The sequence below is a fragment of the Streptomyces rectiverticillatus genome (genome assembly GCF_013394065.1).
GTDB classification, from domain to species: Bacteria; Actinomycetota; Actinomycetes; order Streptomycetales; family Streptomycetaceae; genus Streptomyces; species Streptomyces rectiverticillatus.
Genome location: NZ_CP040752.1, coordinates 2785259 through 2802669, shown reverse-complemented (window position 1 = coordinate 2802669; position 17411 = coordinate 2785259). Strand labels below are relative to the sequence as shown.

General features: G+C 68.3%; 14 protein-coding genes. 10 read left to right on the top strand and 4 right to left on the bottom strand.

What is annotated here, in order from left to right; translation table 11 throughout:
* Positions 1 to 33 precede the first annotated feature (33 nt).
* The 8 genes from FGW37_RS12085 to FGW37_RS12050 all read left to right on the top strand — a co-directional run bounded on the left by FGW37_RS12085 (position 34) and on the right by FGW37_RS12050 (position 11942).
* The gene (locus FGW37_RS12085) at positions 34 to 2358 is read left to right on the top strand and encodes a xanthine dehydrogenase family protein molybdopterin-binding subunit (protein ID WP_179081074.1); all 2325 of its coding nucleotides are present in this window, start codon (positions 34 to 36) and stop codon (positions 2356 to 2358) included.
* A 110-nt stretch (positions 2359 to 2468) separates the two neighbouring features.
* On the top strand, positions 2469 to 2987 hold the full coding sequence (locus tag FGW37_RS12080) for a hypothetical protein (RefSeq protein ID WP_179081073.1): 519 nt from the start codon (positions 2469 to 2471) through the stop codon (positions 2985 to 2987).
* Positions 2988 to 4627: 1640 nt separating this feature from the next.
* Positions 4628 to 5839 carry a type VII secretion-associated serine protease mycosin gene (gene mycP / locus FGW37_RS12075; RefSeq protein ID WP_179081072.1) on the top strand — a complete coding sequence of 404 codons (1212 nt, stop codon included), beginning with the start codon at positions 4628 to 4630 and terminating at the stop codon, positions 5837 to 5839.
* A gap of 223 nt (positions 5840 to 6062) precedes the next feature.
* Positions 6063 to 6317, top strand: a complete 255-nt coding sequence (locus FGW37_RS12070) for a hypothetical protein (protein ID WP_179081071.1) — start codon at positions 6063 to 6065, stop codon at positions 6315 to 6317.
* Positions 6318 to 6521: 204 nt separating this feature from the next.
* The gene (locus tag FGW37_RS12065) at positions 6522 to 6884 is read left to right on the top strand and encodes a WXG100 family type VII secretion target (RefSeq protein ID WP_179081070.1); all 363 of its coding nucleotides are present in this window, start codon (positions 6522 to 6524) and stop codon (positions 6882 to 6884) included.
* Between the two features lie 38 nt (positions 6885 to 6922).
* A complete protein-coding gene (locus FGW37_RS12060; RefSeq protein WP_179084655.1) occupies positions 6923 to 11218 on the top strand; it encodes a DUF6531 domain-containing protein in 4296 nt (1431 codons plus the stop codon).
* A complete protein-coding gene (locus FGW37_RS12055) occupies positions 11215 to 11484 on the top strand; it encodes a hypothetical protein (protein ID WP_179081069.1) in 270 nt (89 codons plus the stop codon). The genes FGW37_RS12060 and FGW37_RS12055 overlap by 4 nt, the downstream gene beginning before the upstream one ends.
* The gene (locus FGW37_RS12050) at positions 11484 to 11942 is read left to right on the top strand and encodes a macro domain-containing protein (RefSeq protein WP_179081068.1); all 459 of its coding nucleotides are present in this window, start codon (positions 11484 to 11486) and stop codon (positions 11940 to 11942) included. The genes FGW37_RS12055 and FGW37_RS12050 overlap by 1 nt, the downstream gene beginning before the upstream one ends.
* Positions 11943 to 12228: 286 nt before the next feature.
* Here the strand turns inward: FGW37_RS12050 and FGW37_RS12045 are convergent, their stop codons facing one another.
* A complete protein-coding gene (locus FGW37_RS12045; RefSeq protein ID WP_343067091.1) occupies positions 12229 to 12444 on the bottom strand; it encodes a DUF397 domain-containing protein in 216 nt (71 codons plus the stop codon).
* Positions 12441 to 13262, bottom strand: coding sequence for a helix-turn-helix domain-containing protein (locus FGW37_RS12040; RefSeq protein WP_179081067.1), 822 nt, complete (start codon positions 13260 to 13262; stop codon positions 12441 to 12443). Before FGW37_RS12040 ends, FGW37_RS12045 begins: the two co-directional genes overlap by 4 nt.
* Positions 13263 to 14148: 886 nt before the next feature.
* On the opposite strand from FGW37_RS12040, the gene FGW37_RS12035 reads away from it, so the two are divergent.
* Positions 14149 to 14904, top strand: coding sequence for a GntR family transcriptional regulator (locus FGW37_RS12035; protein ID WP_179081066.1), 756 nt, complete (start codon positions 14149 to 14151; stop codon positions 14902 to 14904).
* An 18-nt stretch (positions 14905 to 14922) separates the two neighbouring features.
* Here the strand turns inward: FGW37_RS12035 and FGW37_RS12030 are convergent, their stop codons facing one another.
* Together FGW37_RS12030 and FGW37_RS12025 are read right to left on the bottom strand one after the other, a co-directional pair.
* On the bottom strand, positions 14923 to 15330 hold the full coding sequence (locus FGW37_RS12030) for a hypothetical protein (protein ID WP_179081065.1): 408 nt from the start codon (positions 15328 to 15330) through the stop codon (positions 14923 to 14925).
* A gap of 337 nt (positions 15331 to 15667) precedes the next feature.
* Positions 15668 to 16594 (bottom strand): LysR family transcriptional regulator, encoded by a 927-nt coding sequence (locus FGW37_RS12025; RefSeq protein ID WP_179081064.1) that lies wholly within the window; start codon positions 16592 to 16594, stop codon positions 15668 to 15670.
* A gap of 71 nt (positions 16595 to 16665) precedes the next feature.
* Between FGW37_RS12025 and FGW37_RS12020 the strand changes: the two genes are divergently transcribed.
* On the top strand, positions 16666 to 17406 hold the full coding sequence (locus FGW37_RS12020; protein WP_246430362.1) for an SDR family oxidoreductase: 741 nt from the start codon (positions 16666 to 16668) through the stop codon (positions 17404 to 17406).
* Positions 17407 to 17411 lie beyond the last annotated feature (5 nt).

The window sequence follows — 17411 nt, the reverse complement described above, 5'->3', positions numbered from 1 at the left end:
GGCGGAAGCGGCGGAATGGGCGGAATGACGGGAATGGCAGGCGCGGCTGAAGGTGCCGCCACGGCCACCACCGTCCCTCCGCTCGCCTCGCCCGGCGGCCCCGCCGAACCGCAGCGCGGCATCGGTGCCTCCCTCCCCCCGGCCGACGCGGAGGCCAAGACCCAGGGCATCTACCCGTACGCGGCCGACCTGTGGGCCGAAGGCCTGCTGTGGGCCGCGCTCCTGCGCTCGCCGCACCCGCACGCCCGCATCCTGTCGATCGACACCGCCGAGGCCGCCCGGATGCCGGGCGTCCGCGCCGTCGTGACGCACGCGGACGTGCCCGGCGACGCCGCCCACGGCCGTAAGATCGCCGACCGCCCGGTCTTCGCGTCCGGCATCGTGCGCCACCACGGCGAGCCGATCGCCGCCGTCGCCGCCGACCACCCCGACACCGCGCGGCTCGCCGCGGCGGCCATCGCCGTCGAGTACGAGGTGCTGGAGCCCGTCACCGACCCCGAGCAGGCATTCTCCGCCGAGCCGCTGCACCCCGACGGCAATCTGATCCGCCACATCCCGCTGCGCTTCGGCGACCCCGATGCGGTCGGCGAAGTGATCGTCGAGGGTCTTTACCGGATCGGCCGCCAGGACCCCGCGCCCATCGGCGCCGAGGCCGGCCTCGCCGTGCCCCGCCCCGACGGCGGCGTCGAGATCTACACCGCGTCGACGGACCCGCACGCCGACCGCGACCTGGCCGCCGCCTGCTTCGGCCTGGAGCCCGAGCGCGTGAAGGTCGTCGTCACCGGCGTGCCCGGGGCGATGGGCGACCGCGAGGACCCCGGCATGCAGCTGCCGCTCGGCCTGCTCGCTCTGCGCACCGGCCACCCCGTCAAGCTCGTCGCCACCCGCGAGGAGTCCTTCCTCGGCCACCCGCACCGCCACCCCACGCTGCTGCGCTACCGCCACCACGCGGACGCCGACGGCAAGCTGGTGAAGGTCGAGGCGCAGATCCTGCTGGACGCGGGCGCCTACGCCGACTCGTCCTCGGACGCGCTCGCCGCGGCGGTCGCGTTCGCCTGCGGCCCGTACGTCGTCCCGCACGCCTTCGTCGAAGGCTGGGCCGTCCGCACCAACAACCCGCCGTCCGGCCACATGCGCGGCGAGGGCGCCATGCAGGTGTGCGCCGCGTACGAGGGCCAGATGGACAAGCTCGCAGCACGCCTGGGCCTGGACCCGGCCGAGCTGCGCCTGCGCAACGTACTGGCGACGGGCGACCTGCTGCCCACCGGCCAGACGGTCACCTGCCCCGCCCCCGTCGCCGAACTCCTGCGCGCCGTCCGCGACTACCCGCTGCCCGCCCTCCCCTCGGACGACCCCGAGGAGGACTGGGTGCTGCCCGGCGGCCCCGGCGGCGCGGGCGAGGCCGGAGCGGTGCGGCGCGGCGTCGGCTACGGGCTGGGCATGGTGCACATGCTCGGCGCGGAGGGCGCGGACGAGGTCTCGACGGCCACGGTCAAGGTGACGGGCCCGGTGGCCACGGTCATCTGCGCGGCGGTGGAGACGGGCCAGGGCTTTTCGACCCTCGCCCGCCAGATCGTCCAGGAGGTCCTGGGCCTGGACGAGGTCTATGTCGCCCCCGTCGACACCGACCAGCCCCCGTCCGGCCCCGGCGCGCACAGCCGCCACACGTGGGTGTCGGGCGGCGCGGTCGAGCGGGCGGCGCGGATGGTACGGACGCAGCTGCTGCAGCCGCTCGCCGCGCAGTTCGGCATGTCGGCGGAGCTGCTGACCATCGCCGACGGCAAGATCACGTCGTACGACGGGGTCCTGAGCACGACGGTCGCCGAGGCCCTGGAGGGCAAGGAACTCTGGGCCACGGCCCAGTGCCGCCCCCACCCCACGGAGCCGCTCGACGAATCGGGCCAGGGCGACGCGTTCGTGGGCATGGCCTTCTGCGCGGTGCGCGCGGTGGTGGACGTAGACGTCGAACTGGGCTCGGTCCGCGTCGTCGAAATGGCCGTAGCCCAGGACGTGGGCCGAGTCCTCAACCCGAAGCAGGCCCGCGCCCGCATCGAGGCGGGCGTCACCCAGGGCGTCGGCGCGGCCCTGACGGAGAACCTCCGCACGGCGTCGGGCCTGATCCGCCGCCCGGACTTCACGGGTTACGCGCTGCCGACGTCGCTGGACACCCCCGACGTCCGCATCGTGAAGCTGGTCGAGGAGCGCGACGTCGTTGCTCCTTTCGGGGCCAAGGCGATCAGCGCGGTACCGGTGGTGACGTCGCCGGCGGCGGTGGCCTCGGCGGTACGCGCGGCTACGGGACGCCCGGTCAACCGTCTGCCGATCCGGCCGCAGGCGGCGGTGGCGACGTCCGGCTGAGCGGCGTCCGGCTGAGTACGTGCGTGTCACTGCCCGGCGTTACTGTGTAGCGTGAAGTTACATGTGACAGCGGGTGGTTGGCGGGTGGGGAAGCCAGTGAAGAGGCGTACGTGACGGAACAGTACGGATCTCCGGGGGGAGCGGGCGGCCAGGGCGGCCAGGGTCAGGACCAGGGCCCACAAGGCGGCCTGGCCGCCGAACTGTCCTCCCTGAAAAAATTCAAGGGCAGGGTGGACGACCTGCTGCGGACGCTCGATGAGTCCGACGGGTCGCCGGGAAAGGTCGCCGATACCGCCCTCACCCAGACTCACCTGGGCAAGGGCTTCCATGCAGCGGAGGCCCTCTTCGGCGTCTACCGCGATGTCCACAACGACTTGGTGACGCTGGCTCAACTCCTCAACGACCAGATTCAAGCGTTGAGTTCGGCCGTGCTGGACGCCCATTCGGGCTACGCCAACACGGACGCGGAGGAGCGGGAGAAACTCTGGGCGATCCATGAGCGGATGCAGCGCCAGTACGACCCGAAACTGGACCCGGACGTCGACCCGGCGAAGCCGCACACGTCGCGAATGGGAGCCCGTACGGATCTGCGCGGCAACAGCGGATCAGGCAACCCCACTCACTTCTAAAGGCGGGAAGGACGCACAGCACCCATGACGGACCGAGCCCTGACCAGAAGCGACAAGGACCCCCGCTTCCCGCCGGTATGCACGCCTGCCGAAGACTTCTACGACATGCCGCACGAGAAGCTCCAGGCGATGGTCGAGCACGCGGACCAGCACCGGGTCATCGCCATCGGCCTCCAGCTCAACGGCGCAGCCCAGGCCATCAAGAAGCTCGGAGACGACCTCAAGAAGCACATGGAGGGCGTCGTCTGGTCGGGCGAAGCCGGCGAGGCCTTCCGCAAGTGGGGCCACTCCATGGCCAACGAGACCATCCGGCTCGGCGATTACGTCAAGAAGGTCGACGAGTGGATGGGCTACGCGTCCACGGACCTGGGCAGCGCACGGCGTATGCCGAAGTACTCGCCCGAGGACAAGGCCACGGTCGATGCGTGGCTGAAAAAGCAACTCCTGCCGATAAAGGAGGTCCCCCCACCGTGGATACAGGGCCTCAAACCCGACAGCCCGTTGGACAGCCCCACACATAAGGAGGCGTACGACGCGCAGGAACGGCTCAAGGAGAACCACAAGGCGGCGGCTGCGCTGATGAAGGCACTGGCGGAGTCGTACGACCAGTCGGGGACGCAGATCTTGCGGGCGGTTAGGCCTAATTTTCGGCCTATGCCGGATAAAGTGATGCCAGTCAAGGGGGACTGGCAAGGGGCGAGTGACGAGGGCCTGCCGAGTGGGGCCGGCGATTTGCCGTCGGGCGGTGGGACTTCGGGGGCGATGTCGGCAGGCTATGCGTCAGGGGCTTCGAGCAATATGGGGGTTGAGGTCTCGAGGCCTTCGGGTTCTATCGAACGGCAAGTCAGGCATCCTGATCTGGACCTCTCTGGAGGCGTCGACACGCCACCCCGCGTGGTCCCGCACACGGACCGGCCGCCGGTCGCTCCGCCGGATGCTGGGAAGCCGCAGATCCCCGTGCCACATATCCCCGTTCCAAATTGGCCAGGTCCCGGGAGGCGCCCCGACCCGGGCCACCGTCCGGGTGACTCGGTCCCTGACCGAGGACGGCAGCCAGTACCCAGGGTCCCGGGCCCTGAGTCCAGGGGGACTGGGCCCGGACGTTACCCGGATACCCGGGTGCCTGGCACGCCGCGCGACGGGATTATCGGTGTTCGCCCGACGCCTCGCGGAACTTCCGTGCCGACACAGCTCCCTGGACGGCCCACGGTGTTCGGCACGGAACCGTCCCCACGACAGGGGCAGCCCCGGCCTCCCGTGATTCCCGGCGCAGGCTTCGGCGGCATGCCTGGACCCACAGCCGGTGGCTCCGGAGCCGGAGGAACTGGCCGTTACAGGGCGACTGAACCCGGTGGCGTCGTCGGTGGTGCCAGCTCTGGCCGGGGCCCGATCGGTGGGGGCGCGCATTTCACCCCGGGCGGTACAGGCCTAGTCCGTGGTGGGGCCGCAGGAGAAGGTGGCGCGTCGTCGGCCAGGCATGGCATGGCGGGAGGTTTCCTGCCTGGAGCAGGGGTGGGCGGCACGCCGTTGGAACGACGGTCCGGAGGCAGGCGTCCCGACTACTTGGTCGAAGACGAAGAGACCTGGCAGCAGAGTGACAGGCGCGTCGTGCCGCCGGTCATCGAGTAGAGGACAACGACATGCGAAGCGCCCGTACTGCATGCGGGGCATGGGTGGGAGCGGTCATTGCCACTCTCGCGTCGCTGGTCATGCTGTTGGCCTCCCCTGCCCAAGCCGACACCATCCGCTCCCGCCAGTGGCATCTGGACGCCATGCACGCAGAAGAAATGTGGGATACGAGCACCGGCGCCGGAGTCACTGTGGCGGTTATCGACTCTGGGGTGGATGCGAGCCTTCCCGACTTGCAAGGGCAGGTACTTGAAGGGAAGAACTTTACATCTGCTCCGGGCGACGCCCATACAGATGCCGCGGGCCACGGGAGCAGCATGGCAGCTCTCATCGCGGGGACAGGGAAGAGGGGCAGTGATACCGGGTCCTATGGACTTGCGCCGGGTGCGAAGATTCTCCCTCTCCGAGTGGGGGGAAAAAACTTCGCAGAAGATGCAAGGGCGTCAGCCGAGGCGCTTCGGTATGCGGCAGACTCGGATGCCCGGATCATCAACATTTCCCGGGGGAGCCCTGGACAAAGCGAAGAGGAGGAGAAGGCGATTGCCTATGCTCTATCCAAGGGGAAGATGATCTTCGCTGCAGTCGGCAACCTGGGGGATAAGCGCAACGCGGTTGAATATCCGGCTGCCTACCCGGGTGTCATCGGTGTAGCTGGACTTGACCAGGAAGGAGTCGCCGCGAGTTGGTCGCAGCACGGATCCGAGGTGGATCTGTCCGCGCCTGGTACGGACATGGTCTCGGCTTGCCCGGGCAGCACTGGAGTCTGCCGGGGTAATGGCACCAGCGGCGCCTCCGCCCTCGCCTCCGCCTCCGCAGCGCTTATCTGGTCCGTCCACCCCAACTGGACCGCCAACCAGGTCACCCGTGTCCTCATTAACACCGCCGGCGGCACCGGTACGGCTGAAAAGCGCAACGACTACGTCGGTTACGGCGCTGTCCGACCCCGTATCGCCCTCAAGGACCCAGGCGACCCGGGCCCGGCGGACGTGAACCCCCTCCCGGGCCCGAGCGCACCGCCGGCCTCGGAGGACACGGGCTCCAAGACGTCGGCCGAGAGTCTCCCGAAGCAGAAACCGGCTGAGGCTCCGGACAACGACAGCGGTAGCCCTGCGAAGTGGATCGCCCTCGGCGCCGGCGCGGCAGTAGTCATCGGGGCGGCCGTCGCCACCCCGATCATCCTCGCCCGCCGCCGCAACGCCGCCCGAGGCCGCGCGGCGGTCTGACCCCCGTCGTGTCTCACGGGCCGGCCACAACTGGCCCACCCCGCAACAGGTCCACCCCGAGTGGGGAAGGCCGGCGGAAAGGTCTTCGGTTTCCCGCGGGCGTGCTTGCGACCGGTCTGGACTTCTACTACACGCCCGCCCAGTCCGCCTCCGAGCGCCCCGATGCGAAAATCAGCGCTCCCAAGGATCCCGGGCGAGTGCACTGGAGATGAGGCGCGGAGAGATGAGGCAGGGAGACACGCCGGGGCGCGGCCGTCCGCCGGTCTGGCACGTACTGTTCGGGAACCACCGGACGCTCATCCTGGGGATCATCGCGACGCTCGCCGGGGTCGTGGGCTCCGTCGGAGGCGTATCCGACGGAGCCGGGGTGCTCGACATTCTGGGGTTCGCCGCCATCGGGGCGTTGGGGCTCGGGCTCGCGGTGGGCTATGTCGTGGCCCTCTCGAAGAGACCACGCCCCGCAGCCCGGCGCCGCTGAGTGCCTCATCGCCGACGGGGCGCCGGCGGAACTGGGTCCGACGGGAGTGTCGAAACCGTATCCACTGAACCTGCGTGCGATTATGTGGCTTCGGTGTGATCCAGCGTCAGGCGCCGGGCGACAGACGCAGACGCGGACGCGAAGGCGGAGGAGGACGCGCCAGGAGTGACCGGCGCAGGTACCTCGGTGGGTGGGGAGGCGGCAATGGGCGGCAGCCCGAGTGGCGGCGACGGCAAGATCCTGGACATCAAGACCACGGACCTGAAGTCCGCGGCTCCGACGTTCAGTGAGCAGAGCGGCAAGCTCCGCGAGGCCCTCTCAGAGCTGAGCACGGCGCTCGACGGCCTCGGTGCGCCGTGGGGCGCGGACGATCAGGGCAAGGCCTTCGGCGACTCGTACCGGCCCAAGCGCACCCAGATCGAGAACTCGACAAAGATCCTCATCGCGGGCCTCGCGAGCATTCACGAGGCGATGGTCGACATGTCCGACGGTCACGTCGAGAACGACAAGCTGATCGCTGCGATGTTCTCGAAGAAGGGCGCCAAGGGCGGCGGCAGCGGCAAGTGAGCGTCAAGCACAAGGTCCAGAATTTCCTCGTCGACTACATGGGCCTCTACTGGCCCGACGGCGACGCGGACAAGCTCCGCAAGGCGGCCAAGGCCTGGCGCACCTTCGCCGGCAAAGTCGACGCGATCCGCACACCCGTCAACAACCAGGCCACCTCCCTCATCCACAACAACAAGGGTGAGGCGATCGAGGCCTTCGAGGTCTTCTGGCATCGCTATGCCAAGGGCTCGGGGGACGGCTGGCTGAGCGACCTCTCGAAGTCGTCGGTGAAGATGGCCGAGGGGCTGGAGGCGCTTGCCAAGGCCGTCGACAAGGCGATGGACGACCTCTGGGACAAGATCATCGAGGATCTCGTCGTCCTGGGAGCCGCCGTCACCATCGCCGTGGCGACCGGCGGCGCCCTCGCCGGTCCGGCCGCCACCGCGGCGACCGCGATCGTGGAGGCGGGGGCGGCGCTCGGCATCGTCGTGTCCACGACGGTGGCCGAGGTGGCGGGCGTGACGCTGGCCGCGGCGGCGTTCGGCGGCCTGGAGTCGGTCACGGTCAACCTGGCGGTCGCCCAGCCCATCAAGATCGCGCAGGGTCGGCAGGACGGCATCAACCTGACCGAGGCAGGCGTCGCGGCCAACGACGGCATGCTCTACGGCGGCATGTTCGGCGGCTTCGGCAGTATCGCGAAGAACGCAGGCACCGCGGGCGGCTACCGCAACCTCTTCAACGGCATCCGCCCCATGGATGTCGCACTCGCCCAGGCCGCCCGTCTCCCCGTCAACATCGAGTGCGCCCTGGACCCCATCGACGTCGCCACCGGCGCCATGCTCCTGCCGGCCACGGACGTCACCCTGCCCGGCGCTCTGCCCCTCGTCATCGGGCGCACCCACCTCTCCTCGTACCGCGCGGGCGCCTGGTTCGGCCCGACCTGGGCCTCCACCTTCGACGAACGGGTCCAGATCGACGCCGACGGTGTCGTCTACGCGGCGGCCGACGGTACGCGGCTGGTCTATCCGGTACCTGCGCCGGGGGAGCCCGTACTTCCGGTCAAAGGCCCACGCTGGCCCCTGACCTGGGACGGCATCCCCGGCGGCCTGATGACCATCACCGACCCGCAGGCCGGGACCGCCCGCACCTTCGGGGGCGTGGCCCCCACCGAGGAACCGGCGATCCTCCAGCTGCCGCTGTTGTCCGTGCAGGACCGCAACGGCGCGCGCATCGACATCGAGCGCACGGCCACCGGCACGCCCACCGCGATCCGCCACTCGGGCGGCTACTACGTGGCCGTGGAAACGGCCGTCGTCGGGACGGCGGGCGCCCGTGTCACAGGCCTGCGCCTCCTCGACGAGCCCCCGTCCCCGTACGAGCCGGCCCACGCACCAGGCCGCGGCACCGTCCTCATCCAGTACGGCTACGACGACGCGGGCAACCTGACGGAGGTCACCAACTCCAGCGGGAAGCCATTGCGTTTCACGTACGACGCAGAAGGCCGAATAACCTCCTGGACCGACCGCAACGACACGACGTACAGCTACACGTACGACGCGCAGGGCCGCGTCATCCGCACGGACGGCACCGACGGCTTCCTCTCAGGCTCGTTGTCGTACGACGCCGCGACCCGTACGACGAAGGTCACGGACTCCCTGGGCCACGGGCGCACCTACCGCTACAACGCCGACGCCCTCGTCACGGAAGAGACGGACGCGCTCGGCCACACGACCGTCACCACCTGGGACGCCACGGCCACGAGCCGCCTCTCGATGACGGACCCGCTGGGCCGCACCACCCGCTACGCGTACGACGAGGCGGGCAACCTCGCCCGGGTCACCCTGCCGGACGGCTCGACGGCATCGGCGACCTACGACGCCCTGTGCAGGCCGACGGAGCTCACGGAACCGGGCGGCGCGACGTGGCGCCACGCGTACGACGACCGCGGCAACCTCCTCGCGACCGCGGACCCGACGGGCGCGGAGACGCGCTACGTCTACGACGAACGCGGCCACCTGTCCGCGATGACCGACGCCCTTGGCCACACCTCTCAGGTCGCCTGCGACGCGGCCGGTCTCCCGGTCACCCTCACGGACCCTCTCGGCCACCGCACGACGGTCCGCCGGGATTCCTTCGGGCGCATCGCCGAGGTCACGGACCCGCTGGGGCGCGTCACGCGCACGGCGTGGACTACGGAGGGCAGGCCGAGCCGCCGCGAGTACCCGGACGGCACCGCCGAGACCTGGACCTGGGACGGCGAAGGCAACCTCCTCACCCACACCGACCCCGCAGGCAACACCACTCGTCACACCGCGGGCCGCTTCGACCTCCCCGTGTCCCGCACGGACCCCGACGGCACGACGTACGCCTTCGCGTACGACACGGAGCTGCGCCTGACGGGGGTGACGAATCCACAGGGCCTGACGTGGTCGTACGCCTACGACGCCGCCGGCCGCGTCACGTCCGAGACGGACTTCAACGGCCGCAAGCTGATGTACGCGCACGACGCGGCGGGCGAACTCGCCGCCCGTACGAACGGCGCCGGGGAAACGCTGCACTTCACCCGCGACCTGCTGGGGCGGGCAACAAAGCAGCGTGGTGATGCCGACGATGCGGTGACGACGTTCGCCTACGACGCGGCAGGCCGTCTGATGCGCGCGGTGGGCACGGACGCGGAGGTCGTCTACGAGCGGGACGCGCTGGGTCGTGTGCTGAGGGAGTCGGTGAACGGCCGGACCCTGAGCTACGCGTACGACGCTCTGGGCCGCCGGGTACGGCGTGTCACGCCGTCGGGGCTCACCTCGGAGTGGACTTACGACGCGGCAGGCCGACCGGTGGAACTGCGAGGCGATGCGGGCGGTCTGACATTCGCCTACGACGCGGCCGGCCGCGAGACGAGCCGTCGGCTGGGTGAAGGGGCGACGCTCACCCAGGAATATGACGCGGCGGACCGTCTCACGACCCAGGTGGTGAGAAGTGGCGCGGACCGTCTCCTCCAGCACCGCGAGTACGCCTACCGCGAGGACGGCTACCTCAAGGAAATCCGCGAACTCACCTCCGGAACTCGCCGCTTCGAGCTGAACCCGGTCGGCCGCGTCACCACGGTGAGGGCTCACGGATGGACGGAGCAGTACGCCTACGACACAGCAGGCAACCTCACCCGCGCCACCGCTCCGGCCCTTTCGACGCCGGGAGCCCGCGAGTTCGAGGGCACACTCGTCCGCCGGGCGGGTGATACGCAGTACGAACATGATGCGCAGGGCCGCCTGATAAGCAAGGTGGCGCGGCTGCTCAATGGCCGGACGCGCACCTGGACGTACACGTGGGACGCCGAGGACCGCCTCCGGGAGGCGGTGAACCCGGAGGCGGAACGGTGGCGGTACGCGTACGACCCGCTGGGGCGGCGCATATCGAAGTGCCGCGTGTCAGCCGAGGGCACGGCCACTGAGGAAACGTTCTTTGCGTGGGACGGTACGAGGCTGGCCGAGCAGACGGCCGCCAACGGCAGAGCAACGACTTGGGACTACACCCCCGGAACGCACCGCCCCCTGACGCAGACGGACCATACGCGTCTGGTTCGATCAGCCGGTAAGTCCCTGATCGAGGAGTTCACGGACGAGACCGAACGGGACTTCGGGACGCGTTTCCACGCCGTCATCACGGACGCGGTCGGCACCCCCACGGAACTGATCACGTCGAAGGGAGAAGTGGCCTGGCAGCACCGCACGACACTGTGGGGCACCCGTCTCCCGTCCCCACCGTCCAGCACGGTCGACTGCCCCCTCGGATTTCCGGGTCAGTACGCGGACGCGGAAACGGGCCTGCACTACAACTACTTCCGCTACTACGACCCGGCGGCTGCCCGGTACATAACACCGGATCCGCTAGGGCTCGTGCCTGCCCCGAACCACCATTCCTACGTCTCTAATCCGCTGACGTGGTCCGACTGGTTGGGACTGGCTCCGTGTAACGTCCTCTATCACTACACCAATGAGGAAGGTCGAAAGGGCATCCTTGAGTCCAAGGAGATCTGGCATGCGACAGGCCCTGTGCATGCTCGGTATGGCGACGGCCAGTATTTCACCGATGTCACCCCTGATAGCATAAAGGGGCTCAAGAAAAGCGATTTGACCGCGCGGGATTATGAAGCTGGAGGGATATCGGCGTATCAGTTGGTTGGGCGTCTGTTTGGGCGCCCTACCAGATGGGGCCTTGGTAAAACGACGGATTATGTAGCGGTCGATGTGTCAGGTCTTGAGATCCGCCAAGGGCGGCCTTGGGTGTACCTCCATCCGAACGATGGACCCCTGGATATTACCGGCAGAGTTGTGGACCACGGAAAGACTCCCCGATGACGGCAGAATATTTCAGTCTTGAGATCGAAACGATCGACTTTCGGGATGGTGTCGCGTACTACGAATTCGTGGACACGGCCCCCACGCGTCAGGTCACGCAGGTAGGGGAGGAGTGGCTGACCTCCCGTCGGGATTTTCATCCTGCCGTTGGGCTGCTCCTCACCGACCAGAACCTTCAGCCGGGTGAATTTGATGAGGAAGATAGAATCACTGCCGAAGAGTTTGAAGAGGTGTGGGAGCGGGCTGTGACCCAGGAGGGTGGCTGATGGCGTCCATCGAATACCGGATCGGTGACCTGTTCAGTGCGAGTGATGTCGATGCCCTGGCCCATGGATGCAATTGCGCTGGAGCCATGGGGCGGGGGATCGCAGTGGAGTTCAAGCGCCGTTGGCCGATGATGTACAGAGAGTATCGAGTGCGCTGTCAGAGCGGCGAGTTCGGTATCGGGGACGTGTTCCCGTGGCGCGCCTCTGAGGGGGTTGTGATCTACAACCTCGGCACGCAAGCCCATTGGCGTGTCGGTGCCACGCTGCCCGGCGTGGTGACTGCAGTGAAGGCGATGCTGGACCATGCCGCTGAACACGGCGTCCGCAGGATTGCCATGCCTCGCATTGCCGCAGGTCTGGGCGGGCTGGATTGGCGAGCCGTCGAGGCTGCCATCACGCCAGTTATCGAGAGCGCCCAGTCGGACGTCATCGTTTATGAGCTGAGCCAAGGTACGTAGGCGATGGGGTACGGGGCTGCAAGGTGACGATCGGTCCATTGTCCGGCAGCGCCTTTCCGAGCCCGACTGTGCGCACCTGAGGAGGAGGGAGAAGACGAGGTGCTCAGGGACATGTCCCGGGCGGTGGATCGATCCTGGGAAGCGGCGCTTGGGCGGGATTTTCCGCAGAAGCGGCTGTTCGGGGATGAGTCCATGGGGAGTGGTTCAGGGTGGCCCGTGCCTGATTTCCGGCAGGGGCTGAGCTCCGGCCGGGTGGCCCGGCCGGGCTGTTCAGGGCGGCGCCGGGTCAGTGGGAGGGCGGGAAGTGTCCGGCCTTGAGGCTGGCTACGAACGCTGCCCACGTGGTGGAGGTGAGGGCGACAGCAGGACCGTGAGGGGTTTTGCTGTCGCGGACCGGGACGATCCCGGGAAAACCATCGGCAATCTCAACACAGTCATTTTCCAAGCCGCTATAACTGGACTTTCGCCATCTGGGTGAGCTCGGGCCGGGTATCTCTATCACTGATATTCCTCCATGTATCTGCGGATGAGCTCCAAGGATTCACGCTCCGGTAGGGCGAGGCCGCGCACCGTGTCGAAGCGCTGGGAAAGTTCCACTACGCGTTTGGGAGACTCCACCAACTCCCCGGACCCGAATGACTCGACATAGGCCAGGGTCGAGCCATTGGGTGCGGTGAGGAGTGTCAAGCTGCCTCCGAGCATCCAGTATTCGCCTCGCTCGAAGGGCAGCGCCTGAAGGGTGATATCCGGGTTCTCGGCAGCCTTCAGGATGTGAGCAAGCTGGCGCGCCATGGTCGTGCTTCCACCCACCGGCCGCCTGAGTGACGCTTCGTCGATCACCGCCCAATATGGCGGCCGATCCTCGCGATTGAAGACTTGCTTGCGACTCATGCGGGCGGTAACAGCCGCCTCGAAGTGGTCCTCCGGTGCTTTGGGGCGAGATGTCCGGAGGAGCGCCCGTGCGTAGTCCTCGGTCTGCAGTAGCGCGGGGATGGTGCTGCTCGTGAAGACCTGGATACGTTCGGCCCGGCCCTCCCGTTCAGCAGCCTTCCGGCCGTACTCCTGCGCTGATCCTTCGCGAGCCATCTCCAGAAACTCGACAAGGGTTCCGCCCATGTCGAAACGCTGGTCCAGAGCGGCTGCCAGGCCGTCTGACGGCAACTGACAGCCGTTCTCGGCTCTGTGGATGTAGGTATGGCCGAAGCGCGTTTCATCGGCGAGGTCCCGCAGCGACAGCCCCTCGCGCTTCCTGAGGTGTTGGAGCATCGCCCCGAGCACCTGGCGTGGGGTCAGTCGCTCGTCCCGTTCTCGCTCTGTCATCGAACAACCGTCCGTCGCTATCCGCCAGTTGTGCACACGTCTCCTCTGGCGAGGGTAGCCCCCGGTGCTCAATCGTTGTAACCGCTTGATCACAGGCCGTGGGGAGGCGTCGATGCCCCCTGCCCTCCATCAAGCACAGGACAGGACATGCCACACGAGAGACCCCCGCGACCGTGCGACCGGTCCGGGGGCGTGGCCAACGCCGGATAGGAGCGCTGACATGCATGACCTTATCGTCCGTTGTCTCGAATGGGTGAGGGCGTTGTTCTCGCCTCGGGCGTCCGACAAGGACGCTCGTACCCGTGAGGCCGCGCACGCAGCCACCTCACCTCTCGAGACGATCCCGGCCTCCGCAGCTTCGGAGCCGGTGAGCCCGAATCATCCCGCCTGCGGGGTTTATGTGTGGGCCACCGCGCATGGGATCGACCTGAGGCCTCAGGGGCCACTGCTCGCCTGTACGTGTTCCGGCGATGAAGCGCGGGCCGCCTTGGAGGACGAGCCGGGATCGCGGCCGCGGCGCCGTTCTCCTCTCGGTGGGCCGCAGTGGGAGGTGCACCCGGCTGATGTCCAGCCCGCGTCCGCGCGCGACGCGTTGCACGCGAAGGTGGCCGAGGCCAATTACCGGAGCAGGCGGGAGCACGGGATGGCGTGAGCGACCGGCTCACTGGTGATATTCCCCGCTCGTGTGCCGCTTCCATGGTGCATGGGCGGGGTGCTGAACACCCTGCGGTCCAGGTGTCGGCAGAGGAGGAGTGGTAGCGGTATCGAGACCCGCGGGACGTGTCCGGCGCCGGCAAGGCGCGCAATGCTTACGAGCTAGCTCGAAGCTGGATCGCTAGATAGGCGATAGACGGTGAACATGGAGGTAGAGGGCTAGATTCCCCGTATGCGTGAGCAGTCTTCTACCCTCCGTGTGGCCGACAAGTTCCGGAAGCTCATCGCGGACCGGGAGTGGGCGCCGGGTTACCGCATGCCCTCCCGCGGTGAGCTGGCGCAGGAGTTCGGTGTGACTGACTCCGTCATCCGCCGTGCGCAGGAGAAGCTCATCTCGGAGGGCCTCCTGGAAGGGCGCGTGGGTTCGGGCACCTACGTCGCCGAACCCCGCGAGCGCGTGCGTGTCGTCCGGTCGCCCGAGCGGGAGCGGACCAGTGGCTCTGCGTTCGAGGCGGACATGGCGGCCTTGGGCAAGCGGGCCACGTGGGAGAGCCGGTCCGACGCCATGGTGCCCGCCCCGGCGGACATCGCCGCCCGGCTCGGCATTCCCGAGGGTGACTACTGCGTGCGCACCACGTACGAATACCTGGCCAATGACAAGCCGGTGCAGTTGTCCACCAGTTGGGAGCCGTACAGCATCACCGCGGGCTCTCTCGTCGTGATGCCCGAGGCCGGTCCACTGGCCGGTGAAGGTGTGGTGCGGCGCATGGCCGAGGTCGGGATCAAGGTCACCCGCGCCGCGGAGCGGCCGGAGCCCGGGCACGCCGATGCCGAGGAGGCCAACCTCCTCGGCATTCAGAAGGGTGCGTTGGTGACCCGGATCCAGCGCACGTACTACAGCGATGACGGCCGGGCCGTCGAGACGGCGGACATCGTCGTTCCGACCGCCCTGTGCGAGATCGTCTACGACGTGTCGTTCGGTTCCTGAAGGCTGCTAACTCAAGGCTCAGGTACCGAACGTTCTGCGGTCCAGCGCCCGGCAGGCCAGCAGCGACAGCAAGACGGCGACGGACACCACGACCGCGAGCAGCCAGTCGAATCTGATGGCGCCCGCAACCACCGCGGCTTGTACGGTTCCTGCAGCCGTCAGTCTTCGGGCGGCGGATATCCGGTCCCGGACGGCGCGTGCCATGCCTCGGCAGCTCCATACGTTCGTCGCTACGGCCAAGCCTCCGAGGAGCATCGCGGCCACCGTTCGTACCGTGGCTCCGGTGGAGTTGATGTGTTCCTCCTCCGGGCCTATCCCGTGGAAGAACATGGGCGCGAACAAGAAGCAGTACAGCCCGATCATCAGCGTCTGGCCGGCGACGAGGAATGTCGTCAGACCGAGCAGTCCGCGGTGCCCGCTGGTCATCGGCGGTGCCCGGCCCTTCCCCGTTGTCCGAAGGGCGATCATAGACGGGGTTAGGTCCAGCGCACCCGCTCCCCTAGTAGACCCTCAGGGGGCTCATACGCTGGTCATAGGGGTCGAACGGTTCGATCCGAGGAGCCTTCCCGCCGGGATCAACTGCGACCGGTCGGTTCCGGTCCTGTCAGAGCGTCACCCATCTCAGTGCTGCCGGACTCTGTGGGAGGTTCATGCAGCCTGTGGGCGCCGCCACCATTCGCTGGTTTTAAGACATGCAGTCAGCTTGTCGTTTATCTGACGGGGTCGAAACGTGCCTCGAACTGGGTCGCTCACCTGGGCCGGATCAGCGGCACTCCGCGCAGACGTCCCCCGGACCGCCCTGCCGCCGTACCGTCTCCACCGCCGCCTCGGCGAAGGCCCGGATGCGGCCCGTGTCCGCCGCGGCCCGCCACACCAGGCCGTACTCCAGCGGAGGAGCGTCGTCGAAAGGGATGTACGCGATATTCGGCCGGGAGTAGTACCTGACCTCGTGCGCGGCGGCCGGATGTACCCCCCGCCCCGCCCCGACCAGGGCGAGGAGCTCCTGCCGGGTCGCCGCCCGCTCACCGCGCTCGACGGGACGGCCCGCCGGAGTCGTGCGCGGCAGGAGATGGTCGAGCCAGTAGTCCGGTACGGGCCCCGAGAGGCTGAGCACCTTGTCCCCGGCGAGGTCGTCGACCCGGACGGAGTGCCTCTTCGCGAAGGGGTGCCGGGCGGAGACGGCCAGCACGCGGGTGTCGGAGATCAGTACGGGGCCGGTGGCCAGATCGGGTTCGACGACGGGGAACTGGGCGAGCAGCAGGTCGAGCTCGCCCGAGCGCAGCAGACCGAAGGGGTCGGAGAGCGGGGTCTCGTGCAGCAGGACCTCACCGGCTGCAGGGTGCCGCTCGCGGTACGCGGAGGCGGCGAACAGCACGAGCTCACCGGCGAGCGGACTGCTGAACCCGACGCGCAGCGGCTCGGCCAGACCGCGTCCCGCGGCGACCGCCCGCTCGACGCCCTCTCTGATCAGCTCGTAGCCGGGACGTATGTCGTCCGCGAGGCGGCGCCCGATCGACGTCAACTCCACGCGCCTGCTGGTCCGTTCGAAGAGTGCCGCGCCTATTCGCCGCTCCAGTTGCTTGATGCTCTGGCTGACCCGGGCCTGCGACACGTGCAGGCGCCGCGCGGTGCGGCCGAAGTGCAGCTCCTCGGTGAGGGCCAGGAAGATCTCGACGTCTCGGCGTTCCATAACCGTCAGGTTATCGATCGTTGCGCGACTGGCCGTTGTTCGGGGTCCGCCAGACGATCAAGGTTGAGGACATGAACACCGACATGAACACCGCCGCCAAGCCCCTCGCCGTCATCACCGGAGCCAGCTCGGGCATCGGCGCCGCCACCGCCCGTACCCTTTCCGCACTCGGCCACCCCCTCCTGCTGCTGGCCCGCAGGGTGGAGCGGATCGAGGCGCTCGGCCTCCCCGACACTCTCGCCAGGTCCGTCGATGTCACCGACGCCGAGGAGGTGGCCGGGGCCGTCCGGGAGGCCGAGGCGCTGTACGGCCCCGCCGACTTGATCGTCAACAACGCGGGCGTGATGCTGCTGGGCGAGGTGGCCAGGCAGCCGGCCGACGAGTGGGAGCGGATGTTCGACGTCAATGTGCGGGGTCTGCTCCATGGGGTACGTGCGGTCCTGCCCGGCATGATTGAGCGCGGCCACGGCACGGTGATCAACATCAGCTCGGTCGCGGGACGCAGGACCTACGCCAACCACACGGTCTACAGCGGCAGCAAGTTCGCCGTGCACGGCATGTCCGAGAGCCTGCGCGAGGAGGTCGCGGGCCACGGGGTCCGCGTCGTCACCATCGCCCCGGGAGCCGTTGAGACGGAACTGCTCTCGCACACCACCGACGAGGCGGTGAAGGCCGACTACCAGGCCTTCAAGGACTCCATCGAGGTGCTCGCCCCCGAAGACGTGGCTGCGGCGATCGGCTTCGTGTACCAGCAGCCGCAGCGCGTCACCCTGCGCGAGTTGGTCCTCGCGGCCACCGCCCAAGTGGCCTGAGCTTG